This is a genomic window from Streptomyces goshikiensis (assembly GCF_014650555.1).
Classification (GTDB): domain Bacteria; phylum Actinomycetota; class Actinomycetes; order Streptomycetales; family Streptomycetaceae; genus Streptomyces; species Streptomyces goshikiensis.
Window position 1 is genome coordinate 218,877 of the sequence record NZ_BMVE01000012.1, and the last position, 15,415, is coordinate 234,291.

Annotated in this window: 13 protein-coding genes and 1 tRNA gene; 6 read left to right on the forward strand and 8 right to left on the reverse strand. The window is 71.3% G+C overall.

What is annotated here, in order from left to right; genetic code table 11:
* Positions 1-197: 197 nt before the first annotated feature.
* The 4 genes from IE248_RS28820 (at position 198) to IE248_RS28835 (ending at position 6,390) form a co-directional block, all read left to right on the forward strand.
* A complete protein-coding gene (locus tag IE248_RS28820) occupies positions 198-1,961 on the forward strand; it encodes a hypothetical protein (protein WP_190032110.1) in 1,764 nt (587 codons plus the stop codon).
* Positions 1,961-2,749, forward strand: coding sequence for a hypothetical protein (locus IE248_RS28825; RefSeq protein ID WP_190032111.1), 789 nt, complete (start codon positions 1,961-1,963; stop codon positions 2,747-2,749). Before IE248_RS28820 ends, IE248_RS28825 begins: the two co-directional genes overlap by 1 nt.
* A complete protein-coding gene (locus IE248_RS28830) occupies positions 2,746-4,791 on the forward strand; it encodes an Hsp70 family protein (RefSeq protein WP_190032112.1) in 2,046 nt (681 codons plus the stop codon). The genes IE248_RS28825 and IE248_RS28830 overlap by 4 nt, the downstream gene beginning before the upstream one ends.
* A gap of 204 nt (positions 4,792-4,995) precedes the next feature.
* Positions 4,996-6,390: a tyrosine-type recombinase/integrase gene (locus IE248_RS28835; protein WP_229895590.1), complete on the forward strand. Its 1,395-nt coding sequence runs from the start codon at positions 4,996-4,998 to the stop codon at positions 6,388-6,390.
* Between the two features lie 31 nt (positions 6,391-6,421).
* Here the strand turns inward: IE248_RS28835 and IE248_RS28840 are convergent.
* Positions 6,422-6,498 (reverse strand) — tRNA-Pro (locus IE248_RS28840).
* Between the two features lie 117 nt (positions 6,499-6,615).
* Between IE248_RS28840 and IE248_RS28845 the strand changes: the two genes are divergently transcribed.
* Positions 6,616-7,086, forward strand: coding sequence for a DUF309 domain-containing protein (locus IE248_RS28845; RefSeq protein ID WP_100583193.1), 471 nt, complete (start codon positions 6,616-6,618; stop codon positions 7,084-7,086).
* A 6-nt stretch (positions 7,087-7,092) separates the two neighbouring features.
* Here the strand turns inward: IE248_RS28845 and IE248_RS28850 are convergent, their stop codons facing one another.
* From IE248_RS28850 to IE248_RS28865, 4 genes are read right to left on the reverse strand one after another with little or no spacing between them, the layout of a single operon-like run.
* Positions 7,093-7,488 (reverse strand): VOC family protein, encoded by a 396-nt coding sequence (locus IE248_RS28850; RefSeq protein ID WP_190032113.1) that lies wholly within the window; start codon positions 7,486-7,488, stop codon positions 7,093-7,095.
* A 5-nt stretch (positions 7,489-7,493) separates the two neighbouring features.
* The gene (locus IE248_RS28855) at positions 7,494-8,126 is read right to left on the reverse strand and encodes a LutC/YkgG family protein (protein ID WP_190032114.1); all 633 of its coding nucleotides are present in this window, start codon (positions 8,124-8,126) and stop codon (positions 7,494-7,496) included.
* On the reverse strand, positions 8,123-9,691 hold the full coding sequence (locus IE248_RS28860; protein ID WP_190032115.1) for a lactate utilization protein B: 1,569 nt from the start codon (positions 9,689-9,691) through the stop codon (positions 8,123-8,125). Before IE248_RS28860 ends, IE248_RS28855 begins: the two co-directional genes overlap by 4 nt.
* A complete protein-coding gene (locus IE248_RS28865; protein WP_037797155.1) occupies positions 9,688-10,443 on the reverse strand; it encodes a (Fe-S)-binding protein in 756 nt (251 codons plus the stop codon). Before IE248_RS28865 ends, IE248_RS28860 begins: the two co-directional genes overlap by 4 nt.
* 18 nt (positions 10,444-10,461) lie before the next feature.
* Between IE248_RS28865 and cobF the strand changes: the two genes are divergently transcribed.
* On the forward strand, positions 10,462-11,214 hold the full coding sequence (gene cobF / locus IE248_RS28870; RefSeq protein ID WP_037797156.1) for a precorrin-6A synthase (deacetylating): 753 nt from the start codon (positions 10,462-10,464) through the stop codon (positions 11,212-11,214).
* Between the two features lie 4 nt (positions 11,215-11,218).
* Here the strand turns inward: cobF and IE248_RS28875 are convergent, their stop codons facing one another.
* The 3 genes from IE248_RS28875 to IE248_RS28885 form a co-directional block, all read right to left on the reverse strand.
* Positions 11,219-12,349 (reverse strand): aminotransferase class V-fold PLP-dependent enzyme, encoded by a 1,131-nt coding sequence (locus IE248_RS28875; protein WP_229895591.1) that lies wholly within the window; start codon positions 12,347-12,349, stop codon positions 11,219-11,221.
* A gap of 171 nt (positions 12,350-12,520) precedes the next feature.
* Positions 12,521-14,215: a glycoside hydrolase family 71 protein gene (locus tag IE248_RS28880; RefSeq protein ID WP_229895592.1), complete on the reverse strand. Its 1,695-nt coding sequence runs from the start codon at positions 14,213-14,215 to the stop codon at positions 12,521-12,523.
* Between the two features lie 120 nt (positions 14,216-14,335).
* Positions 14,336-15,271: a cation diffusion facilitator family transporter gene (locus IE248_RS28885; RefSeq protein WP_190032117.1), complete on the reverse strand. Its 936-nt coding sequence runs from the start codon at positions 15,269-15,271 to the stop codon at positions 14,336-14,338.
* Positions 15,272-15,415: the final 144 nt, after the last annotated feature.

Below are 15,415 nucleotides of genomic sequence, written 5' to 3' on the forward strand. Positions count from 1 at the left end.
GCTCCCGATGTTGCCGTAGCCCCCAGAGGTTGTACGCAATCGGCCTCCCACCGACATGGGCAGCCGGCCCCAAAACCCTTCGGTGACCACCTTTTGGAATGGCTATGCCGGGCCCTCCAACCTGGCATACGATCCGAATCGAAACACCTGTGACGTGGGGCTGGTTACAGGTCGTATTCGCCGGGGAGACACATCAAATGTCGTTGGAGTCTGTTGACGAGGCCAGTACCGAGGAGCTTCGCCAGATTGAGCGGGAGAAGCGCCGACAGCGACAGCTCGCCCGGGAGAGAGGCGAGATACCTGCTCTTCGGGCTCGTCGCAGAGCCGTCAATCCCGGCGATCTCGGCGTGGCAGGTGCTACACCGGATGCCCCGCCTGCACCGCTGGTGCTGCCCGCGCGCCTCGTCACCATCCTGGATCGTGTTGGCGGAGAGGCCGGGGGCGCGGACATGTTCCACGACGTACTCATGCGAGCCGGCGGCTTGAGCGATCCGATGGAGTACGTCGCCAACGCCGTACGGGAAAGCATCTCCGCCGCATTCCCGCCCCTCAGCGCCCTCGCCCATCTTGCCGATCTCACAACGGCAGGGATGCCTGTCTTCAGCAACGACGAATCGCTGCGGGCCGAAGCAATTCTCACCGGCCGCCTTCCCGCTCCCCCGGTGGATCCCTCCGAGCTGGACTCATGGCAGCTGCTCCTAGAGGCTCACGAGGCGGGTACCCGTGCCGTCCTCTCCAAAGGTGCGTGGCGCCGCGTCGTGCATACGCTCCCACTGGCCGTTGTAGACGACCTCATCGACTCCGGGAGGCTCGATGTACGGGCCGACTTGGCCAGCTGGCCGGACCGAGACGACCGCTCCCGCTATGTAACGGCCCGCGTGTCGCCGGGCGCACTCGGCGCCTCCGACGTCAAGGCCCTCGCATGGACGAGTGAGCTGCGACGGCTCGCCGTGATGGAGGGGGCCGAGGTCCTTCCGGTCGATGGGCGGCACGACGAGTGGAGTCTGCGTGCGGCGCTGCTCACCGGTGACGTCAATGCGCTCGACCAGGTAGGGCCACTCGGCGACACGCATTTCCCACCGGATCTGTCCCGGCTGGTCCGCTCACTTCAGGCCGTACGCCGCGGAGCTGCCGTGGGACCAGAGCTGGGACATGAACCGGGACTGTTCTTCCTACTGGAGGACTGTCTCCCGCATGATCGCCTGGTGTCCGGCTCGTCCAAGTTCCACTACTGGGCCGGCACGCGGCGCCTGTACCGGCTACTCGACGAGGCTCATTGGGCCATGGCAGCTGAACCCGACATTGCACCGGACGTCCTGCGCAGCGTGGTGGAGCAGGCGATCGCTCTACGCAACGAGAAAGAGGGAGCAGGAGCCGGCAAAGCGGACCGGGAAGCACGCGCGGTGTTGGCGTATGTCTACTTCCTGACTGCTCGTCCGGGAGATCGGGACAAACTGGACCGGGCTGTCGGGCTCCTGGAAGAGGTACTCATGCGCGGTACTCGGCGTCGCGGAGGCGTGGACCCTCAGGCTCGCCGACGCATGATCCTACTCAGCGATCTGCTGCAGGCCCTGCGTCAGAAGTCGAGACCTCACGACGTCCTCAACCCGTATCTGGCCCTCTCCGTCGAGCACGGTTCGTCCGAGTGGCGCCACGGCTGGCGAAATCTGCGCGGTCAAGTCCCCGCCGAGCAGTTGGAGTACATCAACAACGCCAAGGACCGAGTCCAGCGACGCGAGATGGCCGGGCGAATGGGCAGGGAGGCTGAGATTCTGTACGAGCTTCCCCTGGACGAACAGTTCCTGCGGATCCCGCGCGTCCACTCACCTGTTCTCCAACCGCGGATACGCCCCTTGGAACGCCGCACGGACCCAAGTACGTCCGAAGAACGGAACTGGACCGCGTCCGAAGCGGCTCGGGACATCGTCAGCCGCAGCAGAATCATGAGGGAAGACCACTGATGGGCAGCAGAAACAAGAGGCAACCCCTCAACGCCATCCCCGAGTTCCAGGGGGTGCGCTCCCGTTCCAGGCCCGGTGTCGCCCGGGACCAGCCGAAGGCGCAGGGTCAACAGCCCCGGTCGTCGGGCCGACAAGCCGGATCCGACGCCAGGACGGACACGGCCACGCAGCAGACCGTCAGGAATCGGGACCTTGACGTTGCGGAGGAACACGACGGACGCACTCCCGTGGTGGGCGACGCGCTCGCCGACCCCGGCGCGCTCTTCGAGAAGTTGACCGTGAAGTTGGCCTCTCAGGTGGACAAGGCAGCCTCCAAGGCCGGACTGAAAGCATCACAGGAGCTGTCCCGCAAGCTCACCGAAGAGCTCGACGACGCCATCCGCGTGGCCATGTCCACCGCCGACAAGGTGGGCACGCTGGTGCGTCAAGCGGTCCAGGCAGCAGTGGACGACACCCTAAGGACCGCTGTACTCGACGCCACTCGCGTCCGCGACCAGCAGCTCGCGCAACTCGCGCTCATCGATCGCACCGCATGGGGCACAGACGACATCGAAGCTGTGCGCCTGCGCGTCGACGCCGAGATGAAGCGGGCGGGACTCACTCGTCTGACGACGCCAACCAACCTGACGCCGTTCGACGTCGTGGACTCGGAGGAGCACAACCACGCGGTCAGCTACGAGGTTCTGTCGCCGGCGTACGTCGAGACGGTGACCGGCCGCGTCGTTCAGCGTGGCGCAGTACGGCGGCTGCCGGCAGATGGCACTGGCGAGTCGAAAGGCAGAGGATGACGTTCGGGATCGACTTCGGCACCAGCAACTCGGTCGTCGCACGCTGGACGGGGCACGGCACTGAGGTGATCCGGGTGGACAGCGGGGGCCTGCCCGCCGAGTGGAACCGCCCTGGCTTCGACGAGCTGTTCCCCTCAGTGGTCTCCATTCGCGACGTGCAGCGAACGCTGTGCTTCGGATGGGCCGCGAAGTGCAGTACGACTACACCACAGGACGCGGTCAAGCGCATGCTCGCTTCCAGGCCGAGGGCCTCCTCCGAAGAAGACGAGAGCGCGCGCCTGTCAGTGCCGGAGGAACACAACGTCTGGCTGGGCGACGAGCCCTATCGGAGTACGACGGTAGCGGCTTCCCTGTTCGACCAGATGCGGGCCGGGGTCCGCCGTAATCTTCGGGAGATGGACGAGGCCGTCGTCACTGTCCCCGCCAATGCGACCGGCGCGGCCCGCTACCGAACCCGGGCCGCGGCCCGCCTGGCCGGCATCAAGGTGAAGGCTCTCATCAACGAGCCCACCGCGGCGGCCATCAGCTACGCCCACGACTACCCCGGCGAGGGATGCTTCCTCGTCTTCGACTGGGGCGGCGGCACCATCGACATCACGGTTCTCGAGCACTACGACGGCATTTTCGACGAGATCGCCTCACGAGGGATCACGGCCCTCGGCGGACTCGAATTCGACGAGGCGCTGGTGAGGCTCGTGCTGCCCAAGCTCGGTACGAGGCCTGAGCACCTCACGCGCGCCGAAGCCCTTCGCTGGCGCCGTCATGTAGAGCTCACCAAGATCGCACTGTCCCAGCCAGGGACCACGGAGGTCCTGTCCGAGCCGCCCGGCGGCGGCCGAGCGGTGGTCATCCACCGCGAGGAGTTCGAGCAGGCCGTCGAACCTCTAGTACGGCGAGCTCTGGTGCCGCTGGAGGAGTGCCTCAACGACGTGGGGCTCTCCCCCGGCGCGCTCGACGCCGTGCTGATGATCGGTGGAACTTCGCAGATCCCGATGGTCCGGCGCGAGGTCGAGGCGGCACTGGTCCGGGATGTCGTCGACGCGCGTCTATGCAACCCCATGACGGCAGTCGCCCGCGGAGCCGCGATCACAGCAGCCGAGATCGACGGTCTGGTCCCGGGGACCACCATCTCGGTGGCCGCCAGCCATGATCTGGGGCTCGCCTTCCAGGCTGGCGGCCGTCGCGGGTTCGCCACGTTGATCCCGCGCTACTCCACCCTGCCCGCACGCGGCAGCCGCAGTGCAATGCCCGCCGTTCGCGGTGCATCAAGAGTCGTCCTTGAAATCGTCGAGGGCGACAGCGCCCGTGCCGCCGATGACGAGCGCACGTTCCCGCTCGCCCGGCTCGAGCTGCCCGTACCCCAGCCCGCGGCCGATCCCTCAGCCAATCTCTTCGACGTCGACTACCGGTACGACCGCGATGGAATCCTCAAGGTCCGAGCCGTTCTGCGGCATGGGGGCCGCGAGATCCTCAACGAGGAACTCGACTGCTTCGGACCCGACGGAACGCCCATCGAGCAGGGCCTCGACCGTGAGTTGGAACGACTGCTCCGACGGATTACCGAGCCGGCTCCCGACAGCAACGCGAGGAAGACCGGTAGTTCCCGGGCGGACGCCGAATCGCAGGTGGAAGAACCCAGGCCGACTGCTGCGGCTCTCGTCGTCGACGGCAGAGGAGTCATGACGGCAGGGCGCACCCCGGCATCACGGCGACCGCCAAGCTATAGGCTGCTCACCTCCGCACTCGCAGCGATCGGGCAGCGCTTCCCGGACCGGCGCATTGTCACGGTCATCGGCACGGATGTGTCCGAGGCGGTCGAGCACCATGAACGGGACCTACTGGACCAGGCCATCGCCCAAGGGAACGTAATCGCCGTTTCCTCGACGTCCTCGCACGCGGTACTTAACGTCGCGGGGCAACTCAACGCACCGGTGGTATCGATGGAGAACCTAACGCGGTTCCGCACCCCCTACCCCTGGCTGGCGGAGAAGGGGCGCTTCATCCAGATCGCCTGGGTGGACAGGCTCTGGTTGTTCCCCTGACCGTCTGGCGGGGCTGGCGGGGCACCGGGTGGCTACCACCAACGAGCTGCAAGCGCGCTCCAGGCCGTTCAGAAGTGACGCGCCGGCCCTTGGCGCGCTGACAAGGGAAACGCGCTGTTCACGGCACCTCCAGTGGGCGTGGTGGTCGCCTGTGGCCGCAGGCTGGAAGGATCCACTCCCCTCCGCTATCGGGAGGCGATCCCCATGCTCACCAGCGTCGGCCGCGGTCGGATCTACCGCCGCTGCGGCTGCAGGGACACCCACCGGCACCAGCTCGGTGCTCGCTGTCCTCACCTGGTCACCGACAGCGAGCACGGAAGCTGGGCCTTCGCCGTCGACATCCCCACCCCAGACCGTCGTCGGACGACGGTCTGGGGTGGTTTCGTCAGCCAGGACTCAGCCGAAGAAGCATTGCGGCGGTTCCTCGAGGGCGAGGCCGGCGGGTACAACGCGGACCCGAACCAGACCGTCGCCGCCTACCTGAACGCGTGGCTGGAGACGAAGGCCCTCGTACTGAAGCCCACCACTATGGCCCGCTACCGCGACTACGTCCGCAACGACCTCGTCCCCGCGTTCGGCACCCTCAAACTCGACCAGCTCGCCCACCGGCACATCTCGGCCTACGTCACCTGCCAGCTCGCCGCCGGCCGAGGCGAGACCACCCTCTACCGCTGCCTGGCCACCCTCTCCAGCGCCCTCGGCGACGCAGTCCGCCAACACCGCCTCCCCCACGACCCGGCCAGTCCCGCCGTCCTACGGCGACCGCCTGCGCGGGAGCGACGCATCTGGACGGCGGAGGAGGCTGCCCGCTTCCTCGCGTACTGCCACCGGGCCGACCCCGAGCTGGCTGACCTGTTCGAGTTCCTCATCGGCACCGGCGTGCGCAAGGGCGAAGCCCTCGGCCTCCACTGGAACGACGTCCACCTGGCGGAAGGCGTCCTCTACGTGCGCTGCACTCTCTCCGCCATCGACAACAATCGCCTCGTCATCACCACACCGAAGACCCGGTCGAGCCGCGGCTGGGTCGCCATCTCACCCCGCGTCGCCACCGCCCTCCGGCACCACGCAGGAACAACGCCCCGCACACACGCTGATCCTGGCGACCCGTTCACCGGTCTCGTCTTCTGCCGACCCGATGGCCGACCGCTCGGACCACACCAGGTTCTCGACCGGCTCCATCAGCTCTCAACCGACGCGGGCGTCCCGCGGATCACTGTCCACGACCTGCGCCACCTGGCAGCCACCATCACCATCACCGCCGGCGTGCCCCTGACCGTCGTCTCCAAGACCCTGCGGCACTCCACCCTGTCGACCACCGCCAACATCTACAGCCACCTCACCCAGCAGGCAGCCCTCGAAGCAGTCGACACCATCGACCACACGCTCACCGGAGCCGAGAAGGCCAATCACCAAACAGACCGTGCCGCGTGGCTGCGACCATCACGCGACCACATCCACCCGCTCAGTGAGCTTGTCCGCCGACTCCGCTCCCCCGCGACGCCGACCTTCAGCGCCACGGCCAACCGGCCACAGACTGGACGTGCGACCACACTGCGACCACCATGGCTCCGGACGCGCGAAAGGCCGTCCTCTCGTTAGCGAGAGAACGGCCTCCGACCTGCGTAAACGCTGGTCGGGACGACAGGATTTGAACCTGCGACCCCTTGACCCCCAGTCAAGTGCGCTACCAAGCTGCGCCACGTCCCGTTGTGCTTCCGACTGGGCTTCCCACTTGGGGTTTCCCGCCCGGCGGCACATGCAGAACATTACCCCACGCCGAGGGGTGTGCATGCACCGGTAATCGGCGGGAGGGAGGATGAGGGGGTGAACGCACGGGATCGGGACGCCGAGGGGCGGGCGCGGAGCGCTCGGCCGCGGGACGGGTTGGGGCGGCCGCTGGCCTACGGGGCGCCCGGGGTGGAGCGGCAGCCCGAGGGGGTGGCGCGGTCCCCGGAGGAGACGGTGCGGGAGGCGCAGCGGCTGCTGGACGCGGGGATGCCCTTCCACGCGCACGAGGTGTTCGAGGACGCCTGGAAGACCGGGCCGCCGGGCGAGGCCCCGCTGTGGAAGGCGCTGGCGCAGCTGGCGGTCGGGCTGACGCACTCCGCGCGCGGGAACACGGTCGGCGGGGCGCGCCTGTTGCGGCGCGGAGCCGACGCGCTGGCCGGGTGGGAGGCGGGGCGGGCCCACGGGATCGACGTGGCCGGGCTGGTCCGGTGGGCCGGGGAGCTGGCCCACCGGGTGGCGGCCGGGGAGCGCGTCGACGCCGCGGCCGAGGCGCCCCGGCTCCGCTGAGCCGGGCTACGCGGCCTTCGGCTGGAGCAGGTCCCAGCGGTTGCCGTAGAGGTCCTCGAAGACGGCGACGGAGCCGTACGGCTCGTGGCGCGGCTCCTCCAGGAAGCGGACGCCCTCGGCGGTCATCCGGGCGTGGTCGCCCGCGAAGTCGTCGGTGTAGAGGAAGAAGCCGACGCGGCCGCCCGTCTGGTCGCCGACGCGGGAGCGCTGGGCGTCGTCCTTGGCGCGGGCCAGCAGGAGGGCCGATTCGCTGGCGCCGCGCGGGCGGACCACGACCCAGCGCGAGCCGTCCGGCCGGGCGGTGTCCTCGACGAGGTCGAAGCCGACGGCCCGGGTGTAGAAGTCGATGGCCTCGTCGTAGTCGTGGACGACGAGGGCGGTGAGGGCGATGTGTGCGGACATGATGCCTATTGTGCGCCGAGGAGTACGACCTCCAGGGTGCGGGGGCCGTGTACGCCCTCCACCCGGTCGAGCTCGATGTCGCTGGTCGCCGAGGGGCCGGAGATCCAGGTCAGCGGGCGGGCGGGGTCCAGCAGCGGCAGGGCCAGCGGGACGGAGTCCACCACCTGGTCCGGTACCCGCACCACGCAGACGTGGTGGTCCGGGACCAGGGTGATGCGCCGCCGGCCCTGCCCGGGGCCGCCGTCGAGGACGATCGTGCCGGTCTCGGCGATCGCGAGGGCGCAGCCGGTCACCACGCTGTCCACCGCGTCCAGTTCGTACGGGGTGGACTCCGCCCGGTCCTGCACCCGCGTCGCGGCCGCCGCCGCGAGCCAGCTCGGCGGCAGCCCGGCCGGTACGAGGACGCTCCCCGCGCCCCGCGCGGCGAGGAGCCGCGCCAGCAGCGGCGCGAGGCCGTCCTCGTCGGTACGGTGCACCTTCGCCCGGTATTCGGCGAGGTTCGCGGCGAGGAGGTCCGCCGTCCCGGCCGGGGTGCGGGCGCCGTGGACCCGGAGGTAGTCCCGGGGGACGGCGGGGGCGGGGGCGGCGGTCTCCGTCGCGCGGCGGATGCGGCCCAGGATCCGGTCCCTGCTGCTCATGCCCGCCCTCCCCGGTCCGGCTCTCCCCGGTCCGGCCGCTCCCGATCCGGCTCTCCCCGATCCTGCTGCGCCCGGTCCGGCCGCTCCCGCTCTCCCCGCTCCCGCGCCCACCAGTCCCGGAACGGCTCCGCCGGGAGCTCCGGCAGCGCGCGGCTGTCCGTCCACGCCCGCCCGGGCCCCGGCAGCCGGCGCGGCCGCAGCCTGCGGGCGCGGGCCAGCAGCCGCTCCCCCGCGCGCAGCGCCCCCGGGTGGTCCAGGAGCCGCCGGGCGGCCCGCATCGCGGCCCGTTCGGCGGCGTGACCCCGGGCCGGGCGGATCCGTACGCGGATGCCCTCGCGGGTCACCGGGCCGCCCTGGACCACCCGTTCACGCAGGTGGACCAGGACCTCGGGGATGTCGATGGCGACCGGGCAGACCTCGTAGCAGGCCCCGCAGAGGGTGGAGGCGTAGGGCAGCGAGGCGTCGATCTCGCTGCCGGTGCCGCGGAGTTGGGGGCTGAGGATGGCGCCGATCGGACCGGGGTAGACCGAGCCGTAGGCGTGGCCGCCGGCGCGCTCGTAGACCGGGCAGACGTTGAGGCAGGCGGAGCAGCGGATGCAGCGCAGCGCCTGGCGGCCGACCTCGTCGGCGAGGGTGTCGGTGCGGCCGTTGTCGAGGAGGACGAGGTGGAAGTCGGAGGGGCCGTCGCCGTCCGCCCCTTTCGAGGGACCCAGCCCGGTCCACATGCTCGTGTACGGGTTCATCCGCTCGGCCGTGGAGGAGCGCGGCAGGGTCTGGAGGAAGATCTCCAGGTCACGGAAGGTCGGCACCACCTTCTCGATGCCGACGACCGAGATCAGGGTGTCGGGCAGGGTCAGGCACATCCGGCCGTTGCCCTCGGACTCGAAGACGACCAGGGTGCCCGTCTCCGCGACCATGAAGTTGGCGCCGGACACGGCGACCTTGGCCCGCAGGAACTTCTCCCGCAGGTGCAGGCGCGCCGCCTCGGCGAGTTCGCGCGGGTCGTCGCCCAGTCCCTCGGGCGCCGGCCGGCCCCAGGCGCCCATCTCCGCCGCGAAGACGTCCCGGATCTCGGCGCGGTTGCGGTGGATGGCCGGGACCAGGATGTGCGAGGGCCGGTCGTGGCCGAGCTGGACGATGAGCTCGGCGAGGTCCGTCTCGTACGCGGCGATCCCGGCGGCCTCCAGGGCCTCGTTGAGGCCGATCTCCTGCGTGGCCATGGACTTGACCTTGACGACCTCGCGCTCTCCGGTGGCGAGCACCAGCCCCGTCACGATCCGGTTGGCCTCCTCGGCGTCGGCCGCCCAGTGGACGACCCCGCCGGCCGCGGTGACGGCCTCCTCCAACTCCAGCAGGTACCGGTCGAGATGGCGGAGCGTGTGGTCCTTGACGGCCTTCCCGGCGGCGCGCAGCCGGTCCCAGTCGGCGAGTTCGGCGACGGCGCGGGCGCGTTTGTCGCGGATGGTGTGCGTGGCGCGGCGGAGGTTGGCGCGCAGCACCTCGTTCCCCACGGCTTCCTTGGCCGCGGCGGGGAAGGCCGGCATCCCGATGAACGTGCCCGTCATGCCGGGGGTTCCTCCTCGGTCGCGGCCAGGATCTCGGCCAGGTGCAGGGTGCGCAGCGGGGCTCCGCGCCGGCGCAGGATGCCGTCGAGGTGGGCGAGGCAGGAGTTGTCGGCGCCGCACAGGAAGTCCGCGCCGGTGGCTGCCGCGCTGCCCGCCTTGTCGCCGCCCATGGCGGCCGAGAGGTCCGGGTTCTTGACGGAGAAGGTGCCGCCGAACCCGCAGCACTCCTCGGCGCCGGGCAGCTCCACCAGCTCCAGCCCCTTGACCGCGGCGAGCAGCCGGCGCGGGCGGTCCCCGAGCCCGAGGCCCCGCAGGCCGTGGCAGGAGGGGTGGTAGGTGACGGTGTGCGGGAAGTAAGCGCCCACATCGGTCACGCCGAGCACGTCGACCAGGAACTCGGTCAGCTCGTAGACCCTCGGGCCCAGCGAGGCCGCGGCCTCGGCGAGTTCCCCGCCCCGCCCCTCGGCGGCCGCCTTCCGCCCGATCCGGGGGTAGTGCTCGCGGATCATCGCCGCGCAGGACCCGGAGGGGGTGACCACGTAGGCGTACCCCTCGAAGGCCGCGGCGGTACGTCGTACCAGCGGTTCGGTCTCGTACCGGTACCCGGTGTTGTACTGCGGCTGACCGCAGCAGCTCTGGGCCGCGGGGAAGTCGACCTCGACCCCGAGCCGCTCCAGCAGACGTACGACGGCGATGCCGGTCCGCGGGTACAACGCGTCATTGACGCAGGTGACGAACAGGGCGACACGCATGACGGGCAGAATAGCGGGGTGAAGAAGTTCTCAGTGATCGGCATCGGCGCGGGCGACCCGGACCACCTGACCCTCCAGGCGGTCAAGGCGATCGGAGCCACGGACGCATTCCTCATCCTGGAGAAGGGCGAGGAGAAGGCGGATCTGACCGGGCTGCGGCGCGCGATGCTCGACGCGCACGCCCGCCCCGGCCACCGGCTGGTGGAGGGCCGCGACCCGGACCGCGACCGGACCCCGGCCGAGTACGCCCCGACTGTGGACGGCTGGCGCAGCGCGCGGGCCGAGATCTTCGAGCGCTTCGTCGCCGAGGATCTGGCGGAGGGCGAGACGGGCGCGTTCCTGGTGTGGGGCGACCCCTCTCTGTACGACTCCACCCTCGCCATCCTGGACGAGGTGCTGGAGCGGGGCCGGGTGTCCTTCGAGCACGAGGTCGTGCCCGGCATCAGCAGCATCTCCTCCCTGCTGGCCCGGCACCGGACCAATCTGAACCGGGTCGGCCGCCCGGTCCAGATCACCACGGGCCGGCGCCTCGCGGAGGGCTGGCCGCAAGACGTGGACGACGTGGTGGTGATGCTGGACGCGCGGCACGCCTTCACCGCGCACCTGGACAAGGACCTCTACATCTACTGGGGTGCCTACGTGGGCACCCCGGACGAGATCCTGGTGCAGGGCCGGCTCGCGGAGGTCTCGGACCGGATCGAGGAGCTGCGGACCGAGGCCCGCGCCCGCAAGGGCTGGATCATGGACACGTACCTGCTCCGGCGCGGCTGACGGCTCATCCCAGGAAGGCCGGGAGCGCGGCGGCCAGGCGTTCGTACTCCTCGGGCCGGTTGTAGATCTGGCCGCAGACCCGGATGCCGCCGCCGCCCGGCCAGGGCCAGATCAGGACCCGGACGCGCAGCCGCGCCGCCAGCTCCTCCCGCAGCGCGCGGGCGCCCTCCGGGGTCTCGGCGATCCCCGGCGGCAGCCGCAGCGCGCGCATCGCGAGGCCGTCGGTGTACGGGAGCGGGGCGAGGCCGGGGATCCGGGCGAGCAGGGCCGCTCCGTGGGCGGCGAGGGCGGTGTTGTGGGCCCGCACCCGGGCGGCGTCGAGGCGGTCGAGCAGGTCCAGCCCCTCGGGGGCGGCGAGCCAGCCGGTGTAGTCGGCGGTGGCCCGGTACTCGACGGAGCGCGGGAATCCGTGCCCGTCCTCCCAGGAGGGCACCAGGGGCCGGATCCGGGCGCGGTGCGCGGGGGCGACGGCGAGCACCGCGGTGCCGGGCGGCGCGTAGCCCCATTTGTGGAGGTTCCCGAACCAGAAGTCGGCGCCGCCCGCGAGCGGGTCCGCGACCATGCCGGGGGCGTGGGCGCCGTCGACGACGGTGGTGACGCCGCGGGCCGCGAGCTCGGCGAGCAGCCGGGGCGTGGCGATGACGCGGGCGGTGGGCGAGCTGATGTGGTCGAGGACCGCGACCTTGGTGCGCGGGGTGACGCCGGCCAGTACCGCCTCGCGCACCGCGTCCTCGTCGGGCAGGCCCGGATCCAGCGGCACGGTGGTGACGGGGGCCCGGCGGGCGGCGGCCGCGACGACGGTGCCGTAGCCGTGGTCGGTGACCAGGATCTCGTCCCCCTCTGCCAGCGGGACGGCGTCGAGGGCCAGGTTGGCGCCCTCGGTGGCGTTGGCGATGAAGGCGATGCCGTCCGGGTCGGCGCCGAGGTGCGCGGCGACGCGGGCGCGGGCGGCCGCGATCCGGTCCGCGACGCCGACGAAGAAGGTGTCGGGGTCCTCGTGGGCCTCGGCCCGCAGCGCCGCCTGGGCCTCCTGGACGGGGACGGGGACCGCGCCGAAGGAGCCGTGGTTCAGGTGGGCGATGCCGGGGTCGAGGCGGAACAGGTCCGGCCCGCCGGGGAACGGGGTGGGGCTCACGGGCACGGGGGCTCCTTCCGCGTGCGCGGGCCTTCGGGGCGGCCCGCCGCGGAGCCTCTCTCCCCGCCGCGCCCCTTCCCGAAACCGAACCCGAGACCGAATCCGGGACCGAATCCGGGAGCGAACCCGGGACCGAATCCGTACCAGCCCCGCACGCGCGGGCGCGGCCGGCTACTCGCGGCCGCTGGTCGCCGCGTAGTACTGGAGGTCCTGGACGGACACCGTGTGGTCCACCGGGTACGGCAGCTCCACGTCCGCCCGGGCCTTCCCGTCCCGTACCAGTACGGCCGAGGCGCTGCCCGCCCGCAGCGGCAGCAGTTCGCTGTGGATCCCGGCCGCGGCCTCGTGGGAGCCCGTGGCGGTGCCGACCGCGGTACGGACGGTCCCCGGCTCCGTGAGGAAGCTGAGCACCTCCACCGTGTCGCGGGGCGCGGCGCTGCCCTTGCGCGGGGCCATCACCAGCGACTGGGTGCCCGTCGGGGCGGCGGACGCGAACTGGGTGCGGGCGGTGAGGTAGAGGGTGTCGCGGACGACCTTCGGCCAGGCGCCGGTCTTGAACCGGGTCAGGTAGTAGGAGGTGAGGTCCAGGTACGCGTACCCGTTGTGCAGGGAGGGCGCGAACTGGCTGCCCTCGGAGTAGTCGTTCCAGGTGGTCAGCTGTACCCAGTCGGCCCCGTCGTCGATGGCGTGCTGCCAGGTGGAGCGCAGGGTGGCGGTGTTGCCGGCCTCGTCGTAGATGCCCTGGTTGGGGCGGGCGTCCTGGACCGATACGGGCTGCATCCAGAGCTTGCCCATGCCGTGCGCCCGCTCGGCGTCGCGCGTGGAGCTCTCCTGGCCCACGTAACTGCGGCTGCCCCATTCGGAGAAGCCGTGGCTGATGGGGGCGAACTCCCCGCTGTGCGCTCCGAAGTCGAGGAAGAGGGGGACGAAGGCGGTGCCGATGCCGTGCTTCGACCTGAGGGCGGCGATGACCTGCGTCCACCACTGCGCGCTCTTCGCCTCCGCCTTGAACGGGGAGACGACGAGCCGTCCGTCGCCGAGGCGGTGCGCCGCGGGGGCCTTGCCGAGGGCGGCGAGGGCGTCGGCGAGGACGCCGGGGTCGTCGGTCTTCAGCGAGGTCATGTCCGGCATCAGCATGATCTTGAAGGCGGGGTCCACCGAACGGGCCGCCTCCATCAGGAGGTTGGACCGCTCCCAGTTCTTGCCGGAGAGGGAGAGCATGTCGAGGGTGAACCCGTCGATGCCGGCGGCCCGGGCGGTGCGGACCTCCTGCTGGAGGTTGGCGTACTCCCAGTCGCCGCCCTTGGGCGGGACGGGCAGCGGGCGGTCGCGCAGCAGCCCGCCGTAGCGCTCGTGCTTGCCGCTCTCGCCGGCGGGTTCGAGGTAGTTGCGGGTGTAGTAGTCCCCGTCGGCGGGGGCGTTGTCGAGGGAGAGCGGGTACGGGGTGAAGTAGTGGGCGAACACCAGCTTCCTGCCCGCCGCACCGGAGCGCAGCGCCGCCGGCTGGGGCATGTCGAAGGGCAGGGCTCCGGCGGGGCGCGGGGCGCCGGAGCCGGCCGGGGCGCCGGTGGCGCGCTTGTCGGGGGTCTTGGGGGCCGGCTCGGGCGCCGCCGTCCCGGAAGGGGCGCCGGTGGTGGGGCCCGCGCCGGGCTCCGTGGGCCCGGGCGTTCCGGGGGCGGGCGCGGAGGCGTTCTGGCCCGCGCCGTCCGCGAAGGGGTCCCAGGCGGCGCCGGTGGCGGCGAAGGCGCCGGCCAGCAGGAAGCCGGATATCAGGAGGGCGAGCAGGGGACCCCGCCCCCGGAAGCCCGGGCGGCGCCAGTGCGACGGGGGGCGCGCCTGCCGTTCGGTCCGCCGCTCTGCTGCCATGGTGAGCCCTCTCCCGTACGTCCGCCCCGTGTTGGGGTCGCACAGCAGTAGAGCCGATTACCGGCCGCCCGACAACCGTCCCCGGCGCGGCCCGCGTACGCCTGGACGCGGCGGCGGCGTTCAGGCGTGCAGGGCGCTCCCGTCTTCCGGGTGCCCTTCCGGTTCGAGCTGGAGGGTGGAGTGGGCGACGTCGAAGTGCCCGCCCACGCAGGCCTGCAACCGGGCCAGCAGCAGCCCGTGGTCCTCCCCGCGCAGGGTCTGCTCGGCGACGACGATGTGCGCGGTGAGCACCGGCATGCCGGAGGTGACGGTCCAGGCGTGCAGATCGTGCACGTCGAGCACGCCGGGCTCTTCGAGGAGGTGGCGGCGCACGTCGGCGAGGTCCATGTCCTGCGGGGTGGCCTCCAGCAGGACGTGGGCCGCGTCGCGCAGCAGTCCGTAGGCGCGCGGGATGATCAGCAGGCCGATGACGATCGAGGCGATCGGGTCGGCTGCCTCCCAGCCGGTGAGGAGGATGACGAGGGCGCCGATGATGACGGCGACGGAGCCGAGGGCGTCGCCGAGCACCTCCAGGTAGGCGCCGCGCAGGTTGAGGCTGTGGTCCTTGGCGTCGCGCAGCAGCCACAGGCCGGCCCCGTTGGCGGCGAGGCCGAGGACGGCGATGCCGAGCATCAGCCCGCCCTTGACCTCGACGGGTTCGCTGAACCGGCCGATCGCCGTGTAGAGGACCCAGCCGAAGATGGCGAGGAGGAGCAGGGCGTTCAGGACGGCGGAGAAGATCTCGACCCGGTAGAAGCCGAAGGTGCGGCGCGGGGTGGGAGCGCGCTGGGCGAGGGTGATCGCGCCGAGGGCGAGGGAGACCCCGATGGCGTCGGTGAGGCTGTGGGCGGCGTCCGCGAGCAGCGCGAGGCTGCCGGACAGCACCGAGCCGAGCACCTGGAGGAGCGTGATCGAGGCGCTGATGCAGATGGTCCACAGCAGCCGTTTGCGGTACGTCCCGCTGAGGGTTCCGGCGGCCGCCGGGGGTGCACCGTGGTCATGGCCCATGATCACCATCCGACCACAGGTACCGGCCCGTGGCCCGGCGGCACGGCGTTTTCCCCGGAGTCCGCCATTCCCCTGGCCTTACGGGGGAACTGACGCATAATCATCGACACGCGGCCCGAATCAACCCTCCGCCGCGGAACTGGTCACGCATGC

Excerpts from the sequence above, each read along its gene's own strand:
- IE248_RS28820 (WP_190032110.1), top strand. The coding sequence starts at position 198 with ATGTCGTTGGAGTCTGTTGACGAGGCCAGTACCGAGGAGCTTCGCCAG.
- IE248_RS28825 (WP_190032111.1), top strand. The coding sequence starts at position 1,961 with ATGGGCAGCAGAAACAAGAGGCAACCCCTCAACGCCATCCCCGAGTTC.
- IE248_RS28830 (WP_190032112.1), top strand. The coding sequence starts at position 2,746 with ATGACGTTCGGGATCGACTTCGGCACCAGCAACTCGGTCGTCGCACGC.
- IE248_RS28835 (WP_229895590.1), top strand. The coding sequence starts at position 4,996 with ATGCTCACCAGCGTCGGCCGCGGTCGGATCTACCGCCGCTGCGGCTGC.
- IE248_RS28850 (WP_190032113.1), bottom strand. The coding sequence starts at position 7,488 with ATGTCCGCACACATCGCCCTCACCGCCCTCGTCGTCCACGACTACGAC.
- IE248_RS28855 (WP_190032114.1), bottom strand. The coding sequence starts at position 8,126 with ATGAGCAGCAGGGACCGGATCCTGGGCCGCATCCGCCGCGCGACGGAG.
- IE248_RS28860 (WP_190032115.1), bottom strand. The coding sequence starts at position 9,691 with ATGACGGGCACGTTCATCGGGATGCCGGCCTTCCCCGCCGCGGCCAAG.
- IE248_RS28865 (WP_037797155.1), bottom strand. The coding sequence starts at position 10,443 with ATGCGTGTCGCCCTGTTCGTCACCTGCGTCAATGACGCGTTGTACCCG.
- IE248_RS28880 (WP_229895592.1), bottom strand. The coding sequence starts at position 14,215 with ATGGCAGCAGAGCGGCGGACCGAACGGCAGGCGCGCCCCCCGTCGCAC.
- IE248_RS28885 (WP_190032117.1), bottom strand. The coding sequence starts at position 15,271 with ATGGTGATCATGGGCCATGACCACGGTGCACCCCCGGCGGCCGCCGGA.